The organism is Bacillus sp. FSL K6-1033 (assembly GCF_038630765.1).
Taxonomy (GTDB): domain Bacteria; phylum Bacillota; class Bacilli; order Bacillales; family Bacillaceae; genus Bacillus; species Bacillus altitudinis.
Window position 1 is genome coordinate 3346594 of sequence record NZ_CP152041.1, and the last position, 23687, is coordinate 3370280.

General features: G+C 42.6%; 24 protein-coding genes. 11 read left to right on the forward strand and 13 right to left on the reverse strand.

What is annotated here, in order from left to right; translation table 11 throughout:
* Positions 1-126 precede the first annotated feature (126 nt).
* The 3 genes from cls (MHH31_RS17175) (at position 127) to MHH31_RS17185 (ending at position 2626) form a co-directional block, all read left to right on the forward strand.
* A complete protein-coding gene (gene cls / locus MHH31_RS17175) occupies positions 127-1323 on the forward strand; it encodes a cardiolipin synthase (RefSeq protein WP_144679093.1) in 1197 nt (398 codons plus the stop codon).
* 12 nt (positions 1324-1335) lie between these two features.
* Positions 1336-2298: a UV DNA damage repair endonuclease UvsE gene (gene uvsE / locus MHH31_RS17180; RefSeq protein ID WP_342495022.1), complete on the forward strand. Its 963-nt coding sequence runs from the start codon at positions 1336-1338 to the stop codon at positions 2296-2298.
* Between the two features lie 73 nt (positions 2299-2371).
* Complete coding sequence (locus tag MHH31_RS17185; protein WP_017360064.1) at positions 2372-2626, forward strand: hypothetical protein; 255 nt, start codon at positions 2372-2374, stop codon at positions 2624-2626.
* Positions 2627-2779: 153 nt separating this feature from the next.
* On the opposite strand, the gene MHH31_RS17190 is transcribed toward MHH31_RS17185, so the two are convergent.
* The 4 genes from MHH31_RS17190 to cls (MHH31_RS17205) form a co-directional block, all read right to left on the reverse strand.
* The gene (locus tag MHH31_RS17190; RefSeq protein ID WP_342495023.1) at positions 2780-3778 is read right to left on the reverse strand and encodes a S66 peptidase family protein; all 999 of its coding nucleotides are present in this window, start codon (positions 3776-3778) and stop codon (positions 2780-2782) included.
* A gap of 71 nt (positions 3779-3849) precedes the next feature.
* Complete coding sequence (locus MHH31_RS17195; RefSeq protein ID WP_342495024.1) at positions 3850-4092, reverse strand: hypothetical protein; 243 nt, start codon at positions 4090-4092, stop codon at positions 3850-3852.
* A 125-nt stretch (positions 4093-4217) separates the two neighbouring features.
* Entirely contained in the window at positions 4218-5933 is a 1716-nt protein-coding gene (locus tag MHH31_RS17200) for an ABC transporter ATP-binding protein (RefSeq protein ID WP_144679090.1), read from the reverse strand.
* A 105-nt stretch (positions 5934-6038) separates the two neighbouring features.
* Positions 6039-7541, reverse strand: a complete 1503-nt coding sequence (cls, locus tag MHH31_RS17205) for a cardiolipin synthase (RefSeq protein ID WP_025208143.1) — start codon at positions 7539-7541, stop codon at positions 6039-6041.
* 151 nt (positions 7542-7692) lie between these two features.
* Here cls (MHH31_RS17205) and MHH31_RS17210 point away from each other — a divergent pair, with 151 nt between their 5' ends.
* Complete coding sequence (locus MHH31_RS17210; RefSeq protein WP_163116002.1) at positions 7693-8661, forward strand: S66 peptidase family protein; 969 nt, start codon at positions 7693-7695, stop codon at positions 8659-8661.
* Positions 8662-9302: 641 nt separating this feature from the next.
* Here MHH31_RS17210 and argS read toward each other — a convergent pair.
* The 5 genes from argS to speE form a co-directional block, all read right to left on the reverse strand.
* Positions 9303-10976, reverse strand: a complete 1674-nt coding sequence (gene argS / locus MHH31_RS17215; RefSeq protein ID WP_008343507.1) for an arginine--tRNA ligase — start codon at positions 10974-10976, stop codon at positions 9303-9305.
* Entirely contained in the window at positions 10973-11395 is a 423-nt protein-coding gene (locus tag MHH31_RS17220; protein WP_008343509.1) for a DUF1934 family protein, read from the reverse strand. Before MHH31_RS17220 ends, argS begins: the two co-directional genes overlap by 4 nt.
* A gap of 124 nt (positions 11396-11519) precedes the next feature.
* Complete coding sequence (locus MHH31_RS17225; RefSeq protein ID WP_342495025.1) at positions 11520-11867, reverse strand: hypothetical protein; 348 nt, start codon at positions 11865-11867, stop codon at positions 11520-11522.
* Positions 11868-11943: 76 nt separating this feature from the next.
* The gene (gene speB, locus MHH31_RS17230; protein ID WP_017360073.1) at positions 11944-12816 is read right to left on the reverse strand and encodes an agmatinase; all 873 of its coding nucleotides are present in this window, start codon (positions 12814-12816) and stop codon (positions 11944-11946) included.
* Between the two features lie 69 nt (positions 12817-12885).
* Positions 12886-13716, reverse strand: a complete 831-nt coding sequence (speE, locus tag MHH31_RS17235; protein WP_017360074.1) for a spermidine synthase — start codon at positions 13714-13716, stop codon at positions 12886-12888.
* Between the two features lie 225 nt (positions 13717-13941).
* On the opposite strand from speE, the gene MHH31_RS17240 reads away from it, so the two are divergent.
* A complete protein-coding gene (locus tag MHH31_RS17240) occupies positions 13942-16011 on the forward strand; it encodes a transglycosylase domain-containing protein (protein ID WP_342495026.1) in 2070 nt (689 codons plus the stop codon).
* Positions 16012-16136: 125 nt separating this feature from the next.
* Here MHH31_RS17240 and MHH31_RS17245 read toward each other — a convergent pair whose 3' ends face one another.
* Positions 16137-16655 carry a YwhD family protein gene (locus MHH31_RS17245; RefSeq protein WP_007497712.1) on the reverse strand — a complete coding sequence of 173 codons (519 nt, stop codon included), beginning with the start codon at positions 16653-16655 and terminating at the stop codon, positions 16137-16139.
* A 12-nt stretch (positions 16656-16667) separates the two neighbouring features.
* Positions 16668-17330: a site-2 protease family protein gene (locus tag MHH31_RS17250; RefSeq protein ID WP_047945771.1), complete on the reverse strand. Its 663-nt coding sequence runs from the start codon at positions 17328-17330 to the stop codon at positions 16668-16670.
* Between the two features lie 107 nt (positions 17331-17437).
* Between MHH31_RS17250 and MHH31_RS17255 the strand changes: the two genes are divergently transcribed.
* The gene (locus tag MHH31_RS17255) at positions 17438-17623 is read left to right on the forward strand and encodes a 2-hydroxymuconate tautomerase (protein WP_008343530.1); all 186 of its coding nucleotides are present in this window, start codon (positions 17438-17440) and stop codon (positions 17621-17623) included.
* Positions 17624-17675: 52 nt separating this feature from the next.
* Here MHH31_RS17255 and MHH31_RS17260 read toward each other — a convergent pair whose 3' ends face one another.
* The gene (locus MHH31_RS17260) at positions 17676-18488 is read right to left on the reverse strand and encodes a zinc-dependent metalloprotease (RefSeq protein ID WP_024719439.1); all 813 of its coding nucleotides are present in this window, start codon (positions 18486-18488) and stop codon (positions 17676-17678) included.
* A 373-nt stretch (positions 18489-18861) separates the two neighbouring features.
* On the opposite strand from MHH31_RS17260, the gene MHH31_RS17265 reads away from it, so the two are divergent.
* Positions 18862-20190 carry an LLM class flavin-dependent oxidoreductase gene (locus tag MHH31_RS17265; protein ID WP_342495027.1) on the forward strand — a complete coding sequence of 443 codons (1329 nt, stop codon included), beginning with the start codon at positions 18862-18864 and terminating at the stop codon, positions 20188-20190.
* A gap of 40 nt (positions 20191-20230) precedes the next feature.
* Here MHH31_RS17265 and MHH31_RS17270 read toward each other — a convergent pair whose 3' ends face one another.
* Positions 20231-21115, reverse strand: coding sequence for a LysR family transcriptional regulator (locus MHH31_RS17270; RefSeq protein ID WP_342495028.1), 885 nt, complete (start codon positions 21113-21115; stop codon positions 20231-20233).
* A 150-nt stretch (positions 21116-21265) separates the two neighbouring features.
* Here MHH31_RS17270 and ssuE point away from each other — a divergent pair, with 150 nt between their 5' ends.
* From ssuE to MHH31_RS17290, 4 genes are read left to right on the forward strand one after another with little or no spacing between them, the layout of a single operon-like run.
* Positions 21266-21817: an NADPH-dependent FMN reductase gene (ssuE, locus tag MHH31_RS17275; RefSeq protein ID WP_056704192.1), complete on the forward strand. Its 552-nt coding sequence runs from the start codon at positions 21266-21268 to the stop codon at positions 21815-21817.
* Positions 21801-22826, forward strand: a complete 1026-nt coding sequence (locus MHH31_RS17280) for an LLM class flavin-dependent oxidoreductase (RefSeq protein WP_039165233.1) — start codon at positions 21801-21803, stop codon at positions 22824-22826. The genes ssuE and MHH31_RS17280 overlap by 17 nt, the downstream gene beginning before the upstream one ends.
* Positions 22826-23080, forward strand: coding sequence for a glutaredoxin family protein (locus tag MHH31_RS17285; RefSeq protein WP_056408369.1), 255 nt, complete (start codon positions 22826-22828; stop codon positions 23078-23080). Before MHH31_RS17280 ends, MHH31_RS17285 begins: the two co-directional genes overlap by 1 nt.
* Positions 23081-23114: 34 nt before the next feature.
* A complete protein-coding gene (locus MHH31_RS17290; protein WP_342495029.1) occupies positions 23115-23678 on the forward strand; it encodes a GNAT family N-acetyltransferase in 564 nt (187 codons plus the stop codon).
* The last annotated feature ends 9 nt before the right edge of the window (positions 23679-23687 follow it).

Consider the following 23687-nt stretch of genomic DNA (forward strand, 5'->3'; position numbering starts at 1 on the left):
TCCCCAAAACCCACTTTGTTCCGTTTCCATGTTGTACCTCTATCATAAATAATGAATGAGTATTCAGTCAATATTTTTTGCCCATTTGGGTACACTATCGTCATATGTAAAAAAGGAGGAACCTTCATGATCGCATGGATCATTCTACTCGTCGTCTTCGTCATTGTTCTACTCGTCAGGCTAGATCTTTATATAGGGAGAAAATATTTTTCTACCCATGCTTTTGAACGGTCTTTTGACCAAACAAGCGGCGATGCAGTTTTTTATCATGATGGCGAACCACTGTTTGATCAGTTGCTTACGGATATACAGCAAGCCTCTTCTTCTATTCATATGATGTTCTTTATTGTAAAGAACGACAAGATTGGGCAAAGGATTCTGCAAGCACTTAAAGCGAAAGCAGAGCAAGGTGTTTCGGTTTTTTTGCTCACTGATCGGTTAGGCTCCTATCCATTTGATCAAACATCCATTCAGATGCTCGAAAAAAGCGGCATTCAATTTTACTTTTTAAACAAACCACGTTTTCCTTTTTTCATTTATCGCTTGAACATGAGAAATCACCGGAAGATCACGGTGATCGATGGGAAGATCGGCTACATTGGCGGGTTTAATATCGGCGATGAATATGTAGGGAAAAACGGCAGGTTTGGCATTTGGAAAGACTATCACCTGCGCATGACAGGACAGGTTGTCGCAGACCTCCAGCACGTGTTTCTGAATGATTTGTACCGGTCATCTGGTATTCACCAGCTGCAATACGAGGTTTTTCCTACACTGGAACCGGGAACATTACAGTGCACTACACGTGCGACGGCAGGTTTTTCTTTAGAAGCCTTATTTCTTCACGATATTCAACAGGCGAGAAAGCAAATCACCATCTGCACGCCCTATTTTATTCCATCCGCTCCTCTTCTAAGCGCCCTTCTTGACGCACGGAAGCGAGGCGTGACTGTCGACATCATCATCCCAATGAAGGCAGATCACCCGCTTGTGAAAGAAGCTGGATTTCATTATTTGAAAGATCTGATTGCTGCTGGATGTCTTGTGTATCGTTTTTATAAAGGGTTTTATCATGCGAAAGCCATTCTCATCGATCATAGCCGTTGTATGATCAGTACAGCGAACTTTGATAAACGAAGTTTGTTTTTCAACGAAGAAGTGGATGTGGCCATTGATGATCCCGCCTTCACCGCACATGTAGAGGAAAAGATTCGTGAACACATGGAAGTGTCAGAACTGATGACTGAAGAAAAATACAAACAACGCCCACTTCTCACGCGACCAATTGAGTGGATAGGCGCCCTGTTCTCGTATTTTTTATAAAGGAGTTGACCTATGCGTTATCGATTTGGTTATGTATCCAACGCCGTCACTTTATGGGAAGCTTCACCTGCCAAGTCGCTGACCTTTGCAAGATACAGTAAGCTCTCAAAGGAAGAGAGGACAGAGGCTCTATTGCGAACGACGAAAGCCAACCTCGTCAATACATTAAGAACGCTTTATTTTGCGATTGCCCATGATATTCCGCTTTACCGTTTTTCAAGCTCGATTGTCCCGCTCGCCACCCATCCTGAGGTGCGGTGGGACTTTGTGACACCCTTTCGCAAAGAATTTCTAGAGATTGGTCAACTCGTAAAGCGGCACGGATTACGAGTGAGCTTTCACCCCAATCAATTTACTTTGTTCACAAGTCCAAAACCTTCCATTACAGAAAACGCCGTCATTGATATGACCTATCATTATGAAATGCTTGAGGCCATGGAGCTTGAAAAGGAAGGCTATATGAACATTCATGTCGGAGGTGCATATGGCGACAAGGCATCTGCTTTACAGCGTTTTGATGAAAATATAAAGCAGCTTCCTGCACATATCAAGGCGAGAATGACGCTTGAAAATGATGACAAAACCTATACGTCATTAGAAACGCTTGATGTTTGTGAAAAGCATGGCATCCCGTTTGTATTTGATTACCACCATCACATTGCAAACAAAGATGATGATGCGGCACTTGATGACATTTTGCCAAGAATGTTTGACACGTGGGCAAACACTGGCATACCGCCTAAAATCCACTTATCCTCACCAAAATCAGAAAAGACGATACGAAGCCATGCGGATGGAGTGGAGATGTCCTTTGTATTGCCACTTTTTCAAGCTTTAAAGTCGTATGGTCGTGATGTGGATTTTATGATTGAGGCAAAGAAAAAGGATCAGGCTTTGCTCCGTCTTGTTGAAGAACTGTCAGCGATCAGAGGCAATCGGCGGACGGGCGGAGGCACCATTGAGTGGAAATCGTAGAGAAAGGTTTACCTCTATCACAACGGGGGTAACAAAGCTATTGTGAGAAAGTATTTAACAGGAGGATATGAAGATGTCACAAATCTATTCAATCCGAATTGCTGCGAAAGCATTGAATTTACATAAGCTTATTTCTCTATACGAAAAGTGCCAGCACGCTCAACATCGTTTATATGTATATTCTAAAAAAACAATGTGCAACATTAAGAACATCGTAGAGCTAGAAACCTTTAGGCTTACTCATTTAGAATCAGACTATTTAATCGTGGTAGAAGGAAAAGAGGCACAAGACCTTCTTCAGCCATTTGAAAAAGAACATGCTTCGTAAAGGCAGTCTTAAGGCTGCTCTAGATTGTTGATAAAGGGCTAAAATAAAATTTATTTTAGCCCTTTATCTTCTTTTCAGTGTGATAGAAAACCTTTGACGTCTAGGAAGGACGAGGAGCGGAGCAAATTGCGCATTCGTGAGCACCTCTTTTTCTTATATCCATGCTTCTGTCAGCCAAACCTCACCTGACGATGCATTCATTTTTACTTGTGTACCGATTGGCATCGTGAGCATCGGATGCGTATGGGCACTGTCAAATTCCGCGATGAGCGGCCTCTTTGTATCTCCCAGTACTTCAAGTAAAAGATCGTGCGGCCTTTTGCCCGTTCCTTCATCATCAAACAGCTCATGTTTCCCTAAGAGGATACCAGATACCCGTTCAAACACACCATTTATCTTTAACAGAGAGAAGTTCTTTTCGACGGTGGAGGCGGTTTTCATACAATCTTCAATGAGAAGGATATCGCCTTTTTGGATTTGAGGCATGAATTCACTTCCCCATATGCCATACATGGCATTTAGGTTCCCGCCGATCAGTCTGCCTTCTGCCTGCCCTTCAATGACGCACATCCAATCGTTTGGACGTTTTTCTTTTTCTCGTATTTTCTCTTCCCAGTTGATCCGTTCGTCCGTCCAGAAGGGCGGTTTTTTCACCTGATATGGGATGGGCTGCGGATGAATGAGAATGTCCTCGAAAGATCGATATGTATGATTAACAAATGGTTCAAACTCTCCAAAAGACGGCACAAGTGCAGGCCCGTAAAAAACAGGCAGACCCGTTTTTTCATAAGCCGCTAAAAGAATCGCCGTCGCATCTGAATAACCAATCATGATTTTCGGATGCTTCTTCAGCAGCTCAAAATCAAGATAAGGCAGCAAACTATTCGAGTTCGTCCCCCCAATCATCGACATGATACAGGACAAATCTTCTCTCGCCATCAGCTCATTCAGCTCAGCTGCTCGTTCTTGAATCGTTCCCGAACGATAGTGATCCTCTTTCCCTGTTAATGATCCTGGTACTACAATGAATCCTTTTTGTTCAAGCCATTCCTTCGCCCGCTCATACCTAAGAGGCGAGGTAGCAGATGCTGGACTTGAAGGAGAATAAATACCTATTTTATCGCCCTTCTGTAAATGCCGAAGCCCCTTCATTCCATCAGATCCTTCCTACACGAGTTTTTACTATCCTAGCAAAAAAAGCCCTTTTTCAAAAGGGCTCAGATTTAATATAAGAGCTTAAACAGCCCAAACAATATGACAGCAAAACTGATGGCCAGCATCGCAAATATCTTTTTTCTGCTCAGAGAACTACCTATGATGTTCACTCCAGTATTGATGCCAAACAAAATCATTCCCACATAAAAAAAGACTGGATTGAGTCCAGCGGGAATGATTAAGATAAATAAGCCAACGAGCGTCACATAGTGAATGCTTTTGATCATGACTGTTTTTGCCGTTTCACCCAAGCCATCCTCTCCTTTTGAATCCAATTGCCTTATCGTATATCAACATTCCATTTAAATGGAAAAGAAGATTTTATCCTATCAAAAAGAGCCCAGCTTAATAACTGGACTCATTCAATCACTTCTCTTCAATGACCAAACTGCGCTTCATGCAGTCTGCTATAGACGCCGCCCATTTGGATTAAGTCTTGATGGCGGCCTTGTTCTTCAATGCCTTCCTCTGTCACGACGATGATTCGGTCTGCATGTTTAATTGTCGCAAGGCGGTGAGCAATGACGAGTGTCGTCCTGCCGACTGCCAGTTCGCTTAGTGCGTCTTGGATCGCTTTTTCTGTTTCTGTATCAAGTGCTGACGTCGCTTCATCCAAAATAAGAATAGACGGGTTTTTCAAAAACATCCGTGCAATTGACAGGCGTTGCTTTTGACCGCCGGATAGCTTAACGCCGCGTTCACCAATGACCGTATTCAACCCTTCTGGGAAACGCTGAACGAGCTCCTCTAAATGGGCACGTCGCACCGCCTCCCAAATGTCTGCATCACTCGCTTCTAGGTTGCCGTACGCAATATTCTCACGAATGGTGCCTGAGAATAAAAACACATCCTGCTGCACAATGCCAATCTGCTGTCTTAAAGAGGACAAGGTCATCGATTTTGTGCTCACACCATCAATGGTGATGTCTCCTTCGTCCACATCATAAAAACGAGGCAGCAGACTGCAAATGGTCGATTTCCCCGCTCCTGAAGGCCCGACAAACGCAACAGTTTCCCCTTGTTTGATCTTTAAGTTGATATCCTTCAATACATGACTGTGCTCATCGTAGCCAAATGTCACGTCTCGATACTCAATTTCACCTTTCAAGCCGTAAATATCACGTGCTCCTTCTGTATCCTTCACATCTGGCTCTGTTTCAAGCAAATCGACATAGCTTTTAAAACCGGCAATGCCTTTTGGATACATTTCAATCACCGTGTTGATCTTATCAATGGGTCTGAATAACACATTTGTGATCAAGACAAAGGCGATAAATCCGCCTGCCGTTAATTGACCTTGAAGAACAAACCAAGTACCTGCCAGAAGGACAAACAGCGTCACAAGCCTTGTGAGAATATAGCTGATTGATCCGTTAACTGACATAATTTTATAGGAAAGAAGTTTCGCTTTTCGAAAGCGGTTGTTATTTTCAGCAAAGCGCTTTTTCTCAAAATGTTCATTTGCAAAGGCTTGAACAAGACGAATACCGCCAATATTATTTTCAACCCTTGCATGAAAATCTCCAATGTCATTGTTGAGTTGTGTAATCGCCTGTGTCATTTTTTTATTAAAATGAAGGGCTAACCAGATGATGACTGGCATAATCAAGAAGGTTAAAATGGCAAGCTGCCAGTTAATCATGAGCATGACGGCAAAGGCGCCAAGAATGGTCATAATCGCAATAAACAAATCCTCAGGTCCGTGATGAGCCACCTCACCAATGTACATGAGGTCATTTGTCATCCGTGACATGAGTTTACCTGTTTTGTTGTTATCGAAAAATTTGAAGGACAGACGCTGAAAATGATCAAATAGCTTTTTTCTCATATCGGTCTCAATGTTAATGCCAAGCATGTGCCCCCAATATGACACGATAAATTGCATCACTGAGCTGAGTGCGTAAATGACAAACAGCGCAAGTGCGGTCCAGGCAATGACCGTCCAGTTCCCTGTTGGTAATAATGTATCAATGAAGTAGTTCACGATGAGCGGGAAACCTAGTTCCATGAGCCCAACGGCAACAGCGCAAAAGAAATCTAAAAAGAACAGACCGCGATAGGGCCTGTAATAGGCAAAAAAGCGTTTTAGCATATGTAAAAGAACCTCACTTCCTCTATAATTGATAATCATTTTCAATTATAGAGGAATCATTATCGAAATACTAGATCAGGAAATGATTTATTTCCCTGGAAACCCTCACAATACACCTGAAAACAATCGTGCAAACGATTCCTTTAAACGTTCCTTTAAGCCCCTTTTATAAAAATGAACCGGCCCCATTTGCTCACATTCTTTCATATCTTCCTCATAATGAGCCATCAATTGCTCGATCGGTTTCTTTGCCGCTGTAAAGACATTGACCTCAAAATTGAGTTGGAAGCTTCTCATATCAACATTGGCCGTTCCGACAGAGGCAAGTTCTCCATCTGCAATCATGACCTTTTGATGCATGAATCCTTTTTGATAGTGATACACCTTGATGCCCTCTTTCAAGAGCTCAGAAAAATAAGATCGTGTGGCGTATTGCGTGAGAAATCCATCATTAATCTCAGGCACCATCACCCGCACATCCACCCCTCTTGTGGCCGCAATTTTTAACGCTGTGCGAATAGATTCATTTGGGACAAAATAAGGCGTCGCAATCCAAACAAATTGCTGTGCATTCGAAATGAGTGCGTCATATAAATCACTCATACTTTCCTTCATATCAGGTCCAGTCGGCACGACCTGAATGACATCTTCTCCTGTCACAGGATGCGGGGTGTGATACTTCGGATCATCAATTAACACTTCATCTGATACATACTCCCAGTCCAGCATAAATATGGAGTGAAGTGTCTGAACGGCTTCACCCTTTAACATCGTATGCGTGTCACGCCAAAAGCCGATGTTTTCATCGCGTCCTACATATTCCTTCCCGACATTGAGCCCGCCAACAAATCCTGTTTCTCCATCAATAATCACGATTTTTCGGTGATTTCGGAAATTGAATTTTTGATTAAAGAATCCATATTTTAATGGTAGAAAAGGAGCGACCTTTATCCCTGCCTGCTTCAATCGTTTAATATCTTTTCGTGAGAAGCGAATGCTGCCAGCCGCATCATAGATGAATCGAACCTCTACTCCTTCTTTCACTTTTTCAATCAGGATCTCCATCATCCGGTGACCGAGGAAATCAGATTTGAACATGTAATATTCTATATGGATGAACGTTTTTGCCTTTTTTAATTCTTCAAAAATACGAGGAAAGGTTTCCTCTCCATTCTTTAAAATCTCCATATCACTATTTGTATTTACATGCATCCCTGTCGCTTTTTCTGTGTAATGAAAAAAAGCACGCTGATTATCGGTTAAACGCGTCTCATCCGGCTTACTCTCAAGCTCTGATATTCTGCGTAATTTTTCTCGGTTATACATTCTCTTTGATTTAAACAAATGTCCTTTGACATAAAGCTGCCCCGAGAACAAATAAAACATATAGCCGATGATCGGGAAAAAGATCAGTACATACATCCATAACAGCGTGTGCTGTGATGTCCGGTTCTCTAGCATAAGCGAAATAATACTAAATAAAATGATGGCGATATAACTAGCTGCGTAAAGCTGAAAACCCCACGCTGGAACCGGCCACCAAAACACCACATATGCCCCAAATATCATGAAATATAAAAATAGAAATTCCAGTCTCCTCTTTTTCACATTCTCCGCCCTCATTCTGTCTTTTTCTTTTCCATACCCTTTGCACAGCTCGTCTGAAACGCACGGTTTGCTGCTTTCTTTTAGCTTTTACAGACTGGAGCGTTTTGATCCGATATAATGGAAAATATGTGAAGGAAAGGACGAATGACTTATGCGTACACCATCTGCTTTAAAAAAGGGAAGCCACATTCGGGTAATTGCTCCAAGCCGAAGTGCCAGCATTTTATCAGAAGAAGGAATAGCTCAGGCGAAAAAACGTTTAGAGGCATTAGGGTTCACTGTTTCTTTTGGACAACACGTGTTTGAATGTGATCTGCATTCCTCTTCTTCTATTGAACACCGTTTATCTGATCTACATGAGGCATTCTCAAATGATGAAGTCGACGGCATTTTGACAGCAATCGGCGGCTTTAACTGCAATGAGCTCTTGCCTTATATAGATTATGATTTGATTCGTCAACACCCAAAAGTTCTTTGCGGCTACAGTGATATTACCGCACTTGCAAACGCCATTACCGCCAAATGTGACATGGTGACGTACTCAGGCCCTCATTTCTCCAGTTTCCAAATGGAACAAGGACAAGAGGAGCAGACAGCCATGTTTCAAGCGTGCGTGATGAGCAGCGAGCCATTTGATGTCACCCCTTCTACAAAGTGGAGTGATGATGCGTGGTATCTTGATCAAGTAAATAGGCAGTTTCATCCGACAACATGGGGGATTTATCAGGAAGGAACTGCTGAAGGCACCTTATATGGCGGAAATCTTTGTACACTGAACTTACTGCAAGGGACACCCTTTATGCCTCGCATCAAGGATGCCATCTTATTTGTAGAAGATGATGACTTGGTCTTTCCTGAAACATTCGCCAGAGACCTTGCCTCGCTTTTGCAGCATGCCGAATCCATTAAAGGGTTAATCATCGGACGTTTTCAAAAGAAATCCAAGATGACAGAGGAACATTTGAGGTTCATTCTAGATAAGCACCCAATGCTTCAACACATTCCAGTGATTTACGATGTCGATATCGGACATACACAGCCGGTCTTCACCTTGCCGATTGGCGGGAGTGCCGAGCTCTCCTGCGACGGCGGACAAATACAATGGCGTGTTCATGCATAAATAAAACCTAAAAAGCACCAACATATGGGGGTGCTTTTTCTATGCCAACGATTCTTTTTTAAAAATTTTTTTAGAAAAAGTGATCCAATCCTTCATCCCCTTCGTTAAGTAGATGTAAAAAGAAAAGAGAGGAGGCAAAAACATGTTCTCTGATGTACTTAGCCAATTATTCGATTCTATCTCTAACATTATTAATACACTTGGATAATCCCATTAACGCACACATACTACATGCTTGCCGAAGGGAGGATACAAACTATGTTTTCTGATGTACTTAGCCAATTATTCGATTCTATCTCTAACATTATTAATACACTTGGATAATTCCATTAACGCACACATACTACATGCTTGCCGAAGGGAGGATACAAACTATGTTTTCTGATGTACTTAGCCAATTATTTGATTCTATTTCTAACATTATTAACACACTTGGGTAATTCCTATGACACGCACATACTACATGCTTTCTGAAAGGAGGATATGCTCTATGTTCTCTGATGTACTTAGCCAATTATTTGATTCTATTTCTAACATCATTAATACGCTTGGTTAATTTTTCAAAACCCGCTATCTCTCGAGAATAGCGGGTTTTTTATATAAAGAAGCCCCGCTCATAAAATAGAGCGGGGCTTTTTGCATTACATTTTTTCCGGTGCAGATACGCCAATGAGTTTTAATGCATTCGCAAGCGTGATTTGTGTTGCTTTCATGAGCGATAGACGTGCTGTTGTTTTTGTTTCATTTTCAACATCAATGACCTTTTCGGCATTGTAGAAGCTGTGAAGGGCTGATGCTAGATCATAGATATAGTTTGTAACGCGGTGCGGAATACGTTTTTCTGCTGCTTCTGCTACAACTTCTGGGAAGCTGCCGATGATTTTCAGAAGATCGTATTCTTTATCCGACTGAATGTGAGAGAAATCTGCTTTTTCAAGGTTTGGCTCGTAGCCTTTTTCTTCCCCTTGACGCAGCATGCTGCAAATTCTCGCATGTGCATATTGTGCGTAGTACACAGGGTTTTCGTTAGACGTAGAAATCGCTAAGTCTAGGTCAAAGTCCATATGTGTCGCCGCACTTCTCATCGCAAAGAAATAACGAGTGGCGTCTAAGCCTACTTCTTCAATCAAGTCACGCATTGTGACGGCTTTACCTGTACGTTTACTCATCTTCATCTTTTCACCGTTTTTGTAAAGGTGAACGAGCTGAATGATTTCGACTTCCAGTTTGTCCGCTGGATATCCGAGTGCTTGGATTGCCGCTTTCATTCGAGGAATGTAGCCGTGATGATCCGCTCCCCAAATGTTGATGAGCTGGTCAAAACCTCTATCCAATTTGTCTTTGTGATATGCGATATCTGGAAGCAAGTACGTGAAGCTGCCATCTTTTTTAATCAGGACACGGTCCTTGTCATCACCAAAATCAGTTGAACGTAACCATGTTGCGCCGTCTTCTTCAAAGACATAGCCTTTAGCGCGAAGTGTTTCTAGCGCTGGTTCGATTTTTCCGTTTTCATATAAAGACGTTTCAGAATACCACACATCAAATGGGACACGGAAATTCTCTAGGTCGACACGTAGTTTTTCTAGTTCATATTTTAAACCGTACTCACGGAAAAATTTCATACGCTCTTCTTCTGATTCATGCACGAAACGGTCACCAAATTCATCCGCAAGTTTCTGCCCGATGCCTTTGATGTCTTCTCCTCTGTACCCGTCCTCTGGCATTTCTTTTTCAAGACCGAGCGCCTCAAAGTAACGTACTTCTACAGATAGAGCAAGGTTATTGATCTGATTGCCTGCATCGTTGATATAGTATTCACGGCTCACGTCGAAGCCTGCTTTATCAAGGATGTTGCAAAGAGAATCTCCTACAGCTGCGCCACGGGCATGTCCAAGGTGAAGGTCACCTGTTGGGTTGGCTGAGACGAATTCGACTTGCACTTTTTGACCGCCGCCTGTATTCGTTTCGCCATAAGCCTCTTTTGCTTCAAGAACTGCCGGAATCAGTTTCGTTAAATATTGATTGTTCATATAAAAGTTGATGAATCCTGGACCTGCAATATCCAGTTTTTCAATTGACGCTTTGCCTTTATCAAACGCATTGACGATGTCCTCGGCGATTTGACGAGGTGCTTTTTTCGCAATGCGGGCAAGCTGCATCGCCATATTGGTGGAATAATCACCGTGAGTTTTGTCTTTTGGCACTTCCAAAAGAACATCCGGCACCTGGCTTTCATCAGCAAGTCCTGCTTTGACGACTGCCGCAATGATTTCTTCTTTTAACGCATCTTTGACCTGTTCTGCGATATTCATGAACGTAAATCCTCCTTATATGAAATCGATAATGTATGTAAATGCTTTTGATCTTCACCTGTCAGCATATCGTATGTAATGTGTAGAAGCCCATTGTCTACATCAAGATCAATACCATGTGTGTGTACATCGAGCTGAAGTGTGCCAAATGGCATCGTGTAATGTGTCACGGTCGTTTCTCCAGTGAGAAAGCGCTGCTTCATTTGAATTGCACCTGATCTCATGACAAAAATTTCTTTTTCACTTATTTTGACAACAGTTTTTACTTGACCCATTTCATGTTCTTCATGGTAAGTGAGATACGTTTTGTCATTCTTCTCTTGATACGTTCCAGTTGTTCGGAATTCGATCGTTTCAGCCGGTTCCGTCTCTGGTTTCATCACTGACTTTACATGAATTGAAATTTGGTTTTGTGTCATTTTGCACTTCCTTTGCTAAGACCCGTTTAACTAAAATAGTATACCATAATCCCGATTGCCTATCATCCCATCATTTCTCATCTTCGTGTGGATGAAACCCCCTTTTTGATCTTCACATGTCTCTTTAGAAAAAAAGAAAAATGAAGCTCACGCCTATCACGAGTCCAGTCTTGAGCCCTGCGCTTTTTCGATTGATGAGATAAAACAGTGCTTGGATACCTGAACTTGCCAAAAATGCCTGAAAGAAATCAAATGGGAGAAGATGCCCTTGCTTATAAACAAATAGCATAAACAGCGCTATGCCAGTGAGATAGAAAAAGCCTCGATCCTGAAACAGATGAACCATCTCATCCTTCGCCTCTTTTTTCGAGGTGAACGTGGGCGGACTCGCTACAAGCTCTCTTTTCAGCGTAAGAAAGCCTGCCGCTAACACACATAAAGCGAGTAATACCATCAATACAGAAGAAAACACGACCTGCCTCCTTTATCATGTCACCAATGTAAAAAAAGAGCTTGTCCATATGAGATGACAAGCTCCTCTATCAATGTTATTTCACAAAACCAAGCAGCATTTCACGTAAAAGTTTGCTTGCTGTATTCGCCGTTTGATCGGAATGATCATATACAGGCGCTACCTCTACAAGATCTGCACCGACGACATGCACATCAGAACCAGCAATGGCATGAATAGATGCCAGCAGTTCTTTCGACGTAATACCACCAGCATCCACAGTTCCAGTACCAGGCGCATGTGCCGGGTCGAGTACATCGATGTCAATTGTCACATAAACTGGACGGCCTTTCAGCTTTGGCAATACTTGCTTCAATGGCTCCAGCACTTCAAATTTAGAAATGTGCATGCCTGCTTCTTTTGCCCATTCAAATTCTTCTTTCATCCCTGAACGGATGCCGAAAGAGTATACATTTTCAGGTCCAATAAGTCCTGCAACTTTACGAATCGGTGTCGAATGTGAAAGCGGCTCCCCCTCATATTCCTCACGAAGATCGGTATGTGCGTCCATATGGATGATGGCCAAATCAGGGTATTTCTTATACATCGCACGGAAAACCGGCCAAGACACAAGATGCTCGCCGCCCATTCCTAACGGAAACTTCCCTTTTTCTAAAATGCTGTCGACATACTCTTCAATTAAATCTAAGCTTTTCTGTGCATTGCCAAATGGAAGCGGGATGTCGCCAGCATCAAAGAATGGCACCTCGTGCAGTTCACGATCTAAATAAGGGCTGTATTCCTCTAATCCAATGGATACTTCACGAATACGGTTCGGGCCAAAACGAGAACCTGGACGGTAACTGACGGTCCAATCCATCGGCATCCCGTATAAAATGACTTTCGCATCTTCCCATGTCGGATGACTTCCAATAAACACTTTTCCTGAGTAAGCCTCGTCGAATCTCATACAAGATTCCTCCTTTTACGCTTCAAAAAATGCGCAAACGGTCATTTGCGCATTTCCACTTCGCTTGATTTATTTGATTAAGTCGCTCACAAATTTCGGCAGAACGAATGCCGCTTTGTGCAATTCTTTTGTGTAATATTTCGTATCGATATCAAAGAAGCGGCTGTCTTCTACAGCAAGTGGATCATACTTCTTAGAACCGATAGTAAATGTCCAAAGACCGCTTGGATATGTTGGGATATTCGCTGTATATAACTTGGTAATCGGGAAAATTTCTTTTACATCACGCTGTACATTTGTAATTAACTCAGGTGTGAACCAAGGGTTGTCCGTCTGTGCAACGAAAATACCGTCTTCTTTGAGTGCTTTTGAGATTCCTGCATAGAAACCTTTAGAGAACAGGTTCACAGCTGGTCCAACTGGCTCAGTTGAGTCAACCATGATCACGTCATATTCGTTGTCAGCTTCCGCAATGTGCATAAAGCCGTCTCCGACTTTCACCTCTACACGAGGATCGTCTAGTTTCCCAGCAATTGAAGGAAGGAACTTCTTCGAGTATTCAATGACCTTGCCATCAATATCAACAAGTGTCGCTTTTTTCACACTTGGATGCTTCAGGATTTCACGAATGACACCACCGTCTCCTCCGCCTACGACAAGAACATTTTCCGGATTTGGATGAGTGAAAAGAGGAACATGTGCCACCATTTCGTGGTATACAAACTCATCTTTCTCTGATGTCATCACCATACCGTCTAAAAACAGCATATTACCAAACTCTTCTGTTTCCACCATTTCTAAATGCTGAAAATCTGTTTGTTCTGTGTGAAGGGTTTTGTTCACCTTCAATGTAATGCCAAAATTCTTCGTTTGCTTCTCTGTATACCAAAGTTCGCTCATTGTTCATCTTCCTCTCATCCAATAATAAACAAACATCTATTGTTAGTGCCTTTTATCGGCTATGACTATATCGATTGTCCAAGAAAAAAGTATAGTGGATTCATATCAAATTGTAAAGAACCGCATGAGATAACTTCATTTTTAAAGCATACCCTTGCAGTCGCCTGTTTAAAACGGTTTTCTTTGTCCCATACTGATAAAAAACCGTCAAAATGGGGGCTTTGCATGGACACAATCATGAGTAATAAAAAAATCCGCATGACCGTGAAAACGATTCGGGCCTGTTTTTTTATCGGCTTGCTCGCTTTTCTATTTGCAGGCACAGTCTTTTTGACGATTCTTTTACTAGCTAAGTGGCAAGGCGCTCCCTCTGTTCAAGTTCCCCAATCCACGACCATTTATGCAGCCGATGGGTCTAAACTTGGCGAATCGAGCTTTGGAGAAAAGAGATACTGGGTTCCGTTAAAGGACATGTCCCCTCATATACAGCAGGCAGTGGTCGCGGTTGAGGATAAAACCTTTTATCAGCATCACGGCTTTGATGTGAAACGAATGGCAGGTGCTGCGGTGGCAGATATTCGTGCAATGGCAAAAGTACAAGGCGCCAGCACGATCACCCAGCAGTACGCACGAAATTTATATTTAGATCATGATAAAACTTGGAAGCGGAAGTGGAATGAAGCCTTTTACACCATCCGCTTAGAACAAAACTATACAAAAGATGAGATATTGGAAGGATACTTGAACACCATTTATTATGGCCACGGCGCATACGGTGTGGAAGCGGCATCCCGCCTTTACTTTGGAAAAAAAGCGAAGAATTTAACTTTAGCTGAGTCTGCCTTGCTTGCCGGTATTCCAAAGGGGCCTTCTCTCTACTCCCCTTATGTGAATGAGGAGAAAGCCAGCGCAAGAAAGAATATGATTCTGAGGCAAATGCAAGAGGATGGCATGATTACGAAAAAAGCGGCTGCTGATGCCAGCAAGGAAAAGCTGTCCTATCGCCCGCTCAAACAAGAGCAGCTGCAAGCAAAGCAGGCCCCGTATTTTTATGATGATGTGATTCGCGAACTGAAACAAACACTGGGCTTAACCGAGGAACAAATTGAAACGTATGGTCTTCATATCGAAACGTCCTTACAACCTGAATTACAAAAAATCGCTGAAAAGACTTTAACCAACATCATGGATTCTGAATCAGGTATCCAAATTGGCTTTACCGCCATTCATCCCCAGACAGGTCATGTGCTTGCCCTCATAGGCGGGAGAGATTATGAGAAAAGCCCATTCAATCGGGTCACACAAGCGAAAAGACAGCCGGGTTCAACAATGAAACCGCTTCTCTATTACATGGCTTTGCAAAATGGGTTTACACCAGCAACCGTGATGCGCAGTGAAGAAACTGTTTTTGAACTCGATGAGCAAGGAAGCGGCGCCGCTTATTCACCAAGCAACTATCACGGCTATTATGCCAATGACGGCATTACGATGCTTCAGGCTTTGGCTCTATCTGATAACATTTATGCGGTCAAAACCCATCTATTTTTAGGAATGGAACAGCTTGTACGTGCAGGCAAAACGTTTGGGATTCACGAAAAACTAGATCAAGTGCCTTCACTTGCGCTAGGTACTTCACCTGTCAAACCAATCGAAATGACCAATGCTTACGCGATGCTTGTCAATGGAGGAAAACGCGTCAAGCCAACCTTTATTACGAAAGTAACGGACGCAAAGGGCAACGTACTCTTTGAGGAGAAACAAAAACGAGAGCAAGTACTAGATGAAAAAGCAGCATTTGTCACCACTGACATGATGTCAGGGATGTTCAATCATCAATTAAATGGCTATACAAGTGTCACAGGTCGTACCATTTCAAAAGATCTTACCAGAACGTATGGAGGGAAATCGGGGACGACAGGCGCTGACAGCTGGATGATCGGCTTCTCTCCCCAGCTCGTCACAGGTGTGTGGACTGGCTATGATAAAGGACGCACCATTGACTCGGTCAAAGAAACCGCCTATGCGAAAAAGATATGGGCTTCCTTTATGGAATCAGCCCTCTCGAATCAGCCAGCCTCCTCCTTCATGCCGCCAGACGGTGTAAAAGGCGTATATATCAATCCAAAAACCGGTGATCTCGCAGGCCCAGGATGCGAATCAAAGGTATTTACCTATTTTATAGAAGGAACGGAGCCGACCGGTGTCTGCTATGGTGCCGGGAACAAAGCTTCTGAGCAAGACACGGCTCAGGATCAACAGCCTAAGAAATGGTGGGAAAAGTGGCTGAAACGTTAAAAATGGACATGAAAAACCCCGAGATCTGCATCTCGGGATTCTCCATGTCCTAGCTTTAACACCAGTTTACTGAAAAAACGCTTGGAATTGGTATCCATTCATCATTCTTCACAAAAATTTCACAATTACTCAGGAACAGCCAATCCTTCTTTTAATTCATCTGTAGATGCTTCCCATAACGCTTCATTGTGACTCTTCAAGAAATCAGCGAGCACCTTTTTCGAACCATCATCCATATGACTGACAACGATTTTACGCTTCATGGATTTATCCATTAAATTCACATGCTCAGGAAGTGACTTATATCCTCTGCGGATCGAGCGGTCAACTGTCATTTCACAAGCTGTGACTCCTGCATAATATGGCCCTTCTTCTCTACGGTCAATCGTCACCCATACGAGCCAATACGGTTTTCCGTTAGGTACCTCTTCTTTGGTTTTTAAAAATTTAATTCCTTTTTCGACGGCACTTCTTGCATGCATCGCACCAATATCAATGACGGCTTCCTTTTCCTCCACATCAATGATCACCGGCGAGATATTATCAAGGCTGAGGGCACCTGCCCCAAAACCTCCATGCCCATCCGTTGCATCTGTTTTTTTAATGATATTAAAACCAATTGGTTTCTTCTTTTTACCTTCCATTCATTAGACCTCCTAAAGCAGCGGCTTCAAAATAAGATTAAACCAGTATATGATTTGATCCCGCATTCCGATCAATGGAACAAAAACAAACTGACCTAGCGGTGTGATGACGAAGATGAGGAAAATGATGATCCCATACTGTTCAAATTGCGTCATCTTTGCACGGATGCCGGGACTGACAACATCCTCAATAATACGATATCCGTCCAGCGGCGGAATCGGTAATAAGTTAAATAGGAACAAAATCACGTTCAAGTTAATAAAGATTTGGAAGAAATAATCGATCCCCGGCTCAAAGCGCATGAGCGACTCCCCGCCAAATTTCTGAAGAAGCGCATACACACAAAAGCCCAAAAATGCCAAAACCAAATTGCTTAAAGGTCCTGCGATCGACACACATATCCCTGCGAGACGTGGGTTTTTGAAATGGTACCGATTCACAGGTACAGGCCTCGCCCAGCCAAACCCAGCCACAAAGATCAAGATCGTCCCGAAAATATCAAGGTGCTTCAATGGATTGAGCGTCAGTCTCCCTTGATTTTTAGCTGTCGGATCTCCAAAACGATACGCAACATATGCATGCGCCAGCTCGTGCATCGTAAAAGCCACAACAAGCGTAATGGCGACATATGGAATCAGTTCTAATGGATAAACAAGAAATTGGTCCAAAGGCATGAATCCCTCTTTCTTTCTATACAATGATTTACTTCATTCAGTATACTATAAGAAGTCCCTTAAACTAAAGGGAAGCGTAGCACTACAGGAAAAAGGAGGTTGCCATCATGCCGATTATCACCGTTCAAATGCTTGAAGGAAGAACAGATGAGCAGAAAAGAGCTCTTGTGGAGAAAGTCACAGATGCCGTTGTTGAAACAACAGGCGCAGGTGCAGAGAAAGTCTCTGTCATTATTGAAGAGATGAAAAAAGAACATTATGCTGTAGCAGGAAAGCGAATGAGCGACCTGTAAGCATATAAAAAGGACAAACACTTTTTCGGTGTTTGTCCTTTTTTCTCTTACCTTATCTGTACCAAGCTTTATTACGGTTCACTTGATTTTTATGAGCCGCATCGAAGAAATCGACAGTGTAAGAATAATCATAATTCATTAAGCAGACAATTCCGCTTCCTTGAGGATCATGCGGCAAACCAAAGTTATGGCCGTATTCATGCGTAGCCGCTTTTGCTGTATTCGCTGTTCCTTGGTCAAGGTTAACGGCGAATGCACTTCCGCTTGGTGCACTATTGTAGACATAAGCGATTCCGCCAGCATCAAAGTTTGGATTTGCTGTAAATCCTGTGACAAAATCGTATCCTCTGCCATCAAAGCTGCGCTGAAGGTTAGACAAAATTTGTGATGCATTTGATCCTGAAGACGTCCAAGACCCTACGGCTTGTACGACAAAGTCCACATCATGATCACGGTTAAATGTCACATCCGCTTGCTCAATGATGCTGACAATGCGCGTCTGCCAATCACTATATTTCGCACGATACTGCGCATCAGCTACTGCATAGACGGTCACTTTCTGACTGCCTGTACTAGCTTTTGTTGAAATCGAATCTCCTGTATTTGCTTTAAAGGTTCTAGACCCTACCTGTTTACCAGACTCATCTAAAATCTTTGTTGTCACATCTCTTTCAATAGGAGGTGCCTTCGTCAAATCTTTAAAATCGTTTGCCTTTGGCAACCCTTCACTAATATGTGTTTCAAACGGCGCATGACCATGATCATGCCCATGACCTGCACTTGCAACTGGTGCAGAAGCTGAACTTACCCCCGGTAACAAACTACCTACCAATAAAAATGACAAAAAGACTGAACGCTTTTTCATTCCTATCCCTCCTTTGTTTTTCACAAGGTTATATATTCACTGAAAATTCACCATTTTCCTTCTATTCAGTCAAAAACAGGGAATTGGATATACAGGAAGAAAGTCGAAACATGTCATTTTCACTAATTTTTCAGATATTTTGACACACATTTTATCAAAAAGCAGAACTTTTGATCCGGGACATTCGCTTAGTAAACATCCATCTTTTTCTAAAGTGCTGTTATAGACCCAGCCACACCATATAAAGAAGCAAAAATTGATATTAGAAAAGATAAATTCAGACTTTACTGATACGAATTATACTTCTTTGCGATTCTCCCTTATGATGAAGAACATAAAACAATGCTATTTCAAAACAGAAGGGACGATCCACATGTCTGAAAAAAAGCACATACAATTTGGATTGATGTTACATGGTCCAGGAGGTCATATGAATGCATGGAAGGATGAATCCGTTCCAGCAGATGCAAGTGTGAACATTGATTATTATCAAGCAATGACAAAAAAGGCAGAAGCAGCGGGTTTCCGTTTTGTCTTTGTCGCAGATGGCTTATATATTCATGAACATTCAATTCCTCATTTCTTGAACCGATTTGAACCATTAACCATCTTATCCGCTCTTGCTGCGGTCACCAAAAAGATTGGACTTGTGGGCACTGTATCCACTTCCTACAGTGAGCCCTTTACCATTGCACGGCAATTTGCATCCCTAGATAAATTAAGTAAAGGGCGGGCCGGATGGAATGTTGTGACTTCTCCACTTGAAGGCTCTGCTGAAAACCACATCATTCGTCCACATCCTAGCCATTCACTTCGGTATGAAATTGCAGAAGAATACCTAAAAGTAGTGAACGGCCTTTGGAGCTCATGGGAAGAAGATGCTTTTTTAAGGGATCGATCAACAGGGGTTTTCTTCGATCGGGATAAACTGCACACATTAAACCATCATGGCAAACACTTTTCTGTCAAAGGTCCTTTGAATATCGAACGATCTGAACAAGGGCAACCGGTGATTTTCCAGGCAGGTGCGTCAGAGGCAGGAAAGGATCTAGCCGCAAAAGAAGCGGACGCAGTATTTACGAATGCAGACTCACTTGAGAAAGCGAAAGCATATTACCGCGACGTGAAAAATAGAGCCGCAGCGCTGGGCAGAAATCCATCTGACATCAAAATTTTCCCCGGTATCCACCCGATTACAGGGAGAACAGTCGAAGAAGCAGAAGAAAAATATGAAGCCATTCAACATCTGGTCTCTATTGAAGAAGCCCTTCATTACCTGGGCAGGTTCTTTGATCACTTGGACTTCAGTCAATTTCCACTTGATGAGCCATTTCCTGATATCGGTGATGCCGGTTCAAACAGCTTTCAATCCACAACTGAATCGATTAAAAAAATGGCGAAAGAACAAAGCTTGACCTTAAGAGAAGTCGCTCTACGAGTAACCACTCCCAAAAGTGCTTTTTTCGGTACTTATGAACAAGTGGCAGACCAGCTGATCCAATGGATCGAAGAAGATGCCGCAGATGGATTTATTTTTGGCGCGCCTATTCTAGCAAGCGGTTTATCTGAATGGACGGAGCACGTCATTCCGATATTAGTAGAAAGAGGATATTACGAACCGAATTATCCAGCTCATACCCTTCGTGAAAATTTGGGTCTGCCTATCAAGAAGAATCAGTTTCTTAAACAAACAGTGAAATAAACATGAAAAGAGGGGTTAGCTCAAAGGCTACCCCCTCTTTTCATGTTGGTTGATGCAATCGATTTTCGATGAGATCAATGAATTGAAGTACGGCTCTTCCTGGCGAATCATTTGTTTTCCTCAATAGACCAACTGGCGGGGAAACATGAATGCCCTTTATTTCTAATACCTTGGTGCCTGGAAGAGTAAAGGAATGAGCAGTTCGTGTAAAAAGAGAGACACCTAATCCAGCCTGAACATAATGTTTATGGGACATGCTGCTCGTAATCTCTAACTTATTGTAATTGGTCCCAATGACATCGACGATTTGTTGTTCGATTTGAATACGGATGGGGCAATTGTGTGGCGTGAATAAAATGGTCTCATCCTTTAAATCTGTCACCTCCACTACCCCTTTTTCCGCTAATCGATGGGAAGACGGGATGAGCAGCACGATATCATCTTGAAAAAGAGGCTTATAGCTATTCTCCATCGAAGCTTCTGGTGCTCCGCAAATCGCAAAATCAATCTCATCATGCGAAAGTAAGGAACTCAACGTATTCGCATCCGCTACTTGCACAGAAAATTCTACATTCGGAAACCTTTCCTTGAATTCTGCAATAAGGGCAGGAAATTCTAAGCTGGCAGTGGGCTCAGAAACACCGATGCGAATGAACCCCGCAATGCCCACTTCTAAATCTTGGAGTGTTTTCGTCAATTTCTCATATTCATTGAGTAAAGAATTGGCTCTTTCATAAAAAAGCTGTCCTGATGCTGTTAACTTTAAGGTCTTCCCTCTTTCTAGAAGCTTCTCTCCAATTTCCTCTTCTAAATGTTTGATGTGCAAAGTGATGGTTGGCTGAGAATAATTCAGCGCTTCTGCTGCTTTTAAAAAATTTCCGTATTTCACGATCGTGGCAAAGGTGCGTATCGCTCGAATCTCCATGAAAACCCCTCTTCTCCCTGTATTTTAAATATCTGAATCGTGTATTTATGATTACTAATTATACTTTTCTATTGGTTTGCCTTATTATAATTTATATTATCAACTATTCCAAGTTGTTTAGAAGGAATTATCAGAAATGGAGGAGACGAATTGGCAAAAGTAACGATTATAGCAGGCGGGCATTCTGTCCAATCTCGGTTAACCGGTGTCCTGCAGCAGATCCATCATCGTTTGGCGTTACATGGGATTGATGTTCATGTCATTCAAGTCCACCAACTTCCTAGCGGCGCCTTAATAGGAGCAGATTTTTCAAACGAAGACATTGTCAAAGCCATTGAACTTGTGAATGAGAGCGACGGTGTCATTGTGTTAACACCTGTCTACAAAGCGTCTTTTTCCGGTATTTTAAAAACTTTTTTAGATCTACTTCCCCAGAAAGCATTACAAGATAAACCCGTCCTTCCTTGTGTTTTAGGAGGAACATATGGGCATTTGCTCGTCATTGAATATGCACTTAAACCGATCATTCATCAACTCGGTGCAACTGTCGTTCAATCTGGCGTGTATGTTGTGGATCAACAGGTCACAAAGCAGGATTCAAATAGCTATGTGCTTGATCCAGATGCCACAGACAGATTAAACCTCGCACTATCTCAATATCAAAGTCTAATAGGAGGAACAGCCAATGTCGCTCACCCTTAGTATTCTTGATCAAAGCCTCGTCAGTGAAAACGAGAAAGCAGAGACGGGTATTCAGCATACTGTCAGATTGGCTGAAGCAGCAGATCAGCTTGGATATCACAGGTTTTGGGTGTCTGAACATCACAATAATTCTCAAGTGGCAGGTTCATCCCCTGAAGCCCTCGCTGGTTATCTTTTAGCAAAAACGAACCATTTGCGAATTGGGTCTGGAGGTGTCATGCTTCAGCATTACAGCCCGTTTAAGGTGGCTGAAACATTTCATGTACTGGCATCTCTAGCGCCTGGCAGAGTCGATTTAGGCGTTGGGAAAGCACCGGGAGGGTTGAACCTCTCAACACAAGCGCTTCAGGAAGATTATCAAGCGTCACGGAAAGACTTTTCTCAAAAATTAGTGGATCTCAAAACGTATCTAACTGAACAAGCAAATGAATTAAATGCTCAGCCAATTCCCAGCGTATCACCCGACATGTTCCTTCTAGGCGGCAGTATTGAGAGCGCGGAATTCGCAGCGAAACTTGGGATATCCTTTGTGTTTGCCTATTTTATTAACGGGGATGACGCATTATTAAAAGAAGCAAGAGAGACTTTTCAAAAATTCAAGACACAGAACACGCACCAGCAATTTCTTCTCGCCATCACCGTATCTGTAGCGGAAGACCACAAACAAGCCCTCTCGTACATCAAGCAAAAGGAAACAGTAAAGGTCTCCTTTTCCGATGGAAGAAAGCTTAATGTGACGTCACTAGAAGATGCAGAAAAGCTGGTGAAAGGAACAAAAAAAGAACACTACAACATTCACGTTCAAAAAACCGGTTATACCGCTGGCACAAAAGAAACCGTTCATCGCCGGCTGACTGAACTAGCCGAGACATATGATATCAACGAGTTCATTGTGCTATCTCCGATTGTAGACATTGAGGCAAGAATAGCGTCTATCACATTATTAAAAGAAGCATTTGATCATGAACTAACAGCCAAAAACCAAATAAACCAAGAGGTGAGCGTCTAATGTCAAATAATCAAAAAATCATTTTATGGAGCAAAAATGGATGCAGCTATTGTCAGGACATTCAGTCCTATTTCAACGAACAGCACATTACTTATTCAACCATTGATGTAACAGAGCATGATCATTACAGAAATATTTTAGAAGAAAAATACGGCGTCCGTTATGTGCCAGTAGTAGAAATCAGCCGTGATACCCACGTGTATCAAGCATTGCTGAATCCAGATATCGATACTTTACGAAAAGCGTTGAGCTGACATTACACACTACCCTTTTGATTGGAGGTTTGTCATGAGTCGAGATATTTTTCGCATCGCTACCGAAGGAGATGCACCGGCTTTTCTAGAATTGCTGTCCAGTGCATTTAAACCGCTTGGAGAAATGGGCATTGATTGGCCATCCACGAACGCCACACTTGAAATGGTCACAGAAAACATCAAACAATCCGTTGCTGTTGTGTTAGAACGAGACGGGCGGCTCATATCAACCATCACCATACGTTTTCCGTGGGAGAGTACTCAACCGGTCTCAGGCTATCCATTTGTTTGGTGGTTTGCCACAGCTCCTGATTTAGCCGGTCAAGGGATCGGAAATAAGCTGCTCGATTATGTAGAAAACACCTTGCTCCGGCAGACATTTAAAGCACCAGCATACACACTGGGCACTTCTGGCCGAAAGCACCCCTGGCTTCTAGAGATGTACGAACGAAAAGGCTATACAGCATATATTGAACGTGAAGCCGATAATGGCGACTTAGGTGTATTAATGTATAAAGTCCTCATCCCTGAACGGTTTGATGCCGCCATATTAGGCGCACCGCCCTCAGAAGAAAAAGTCCAAACGAGTTCAACATAGGAGGTGATT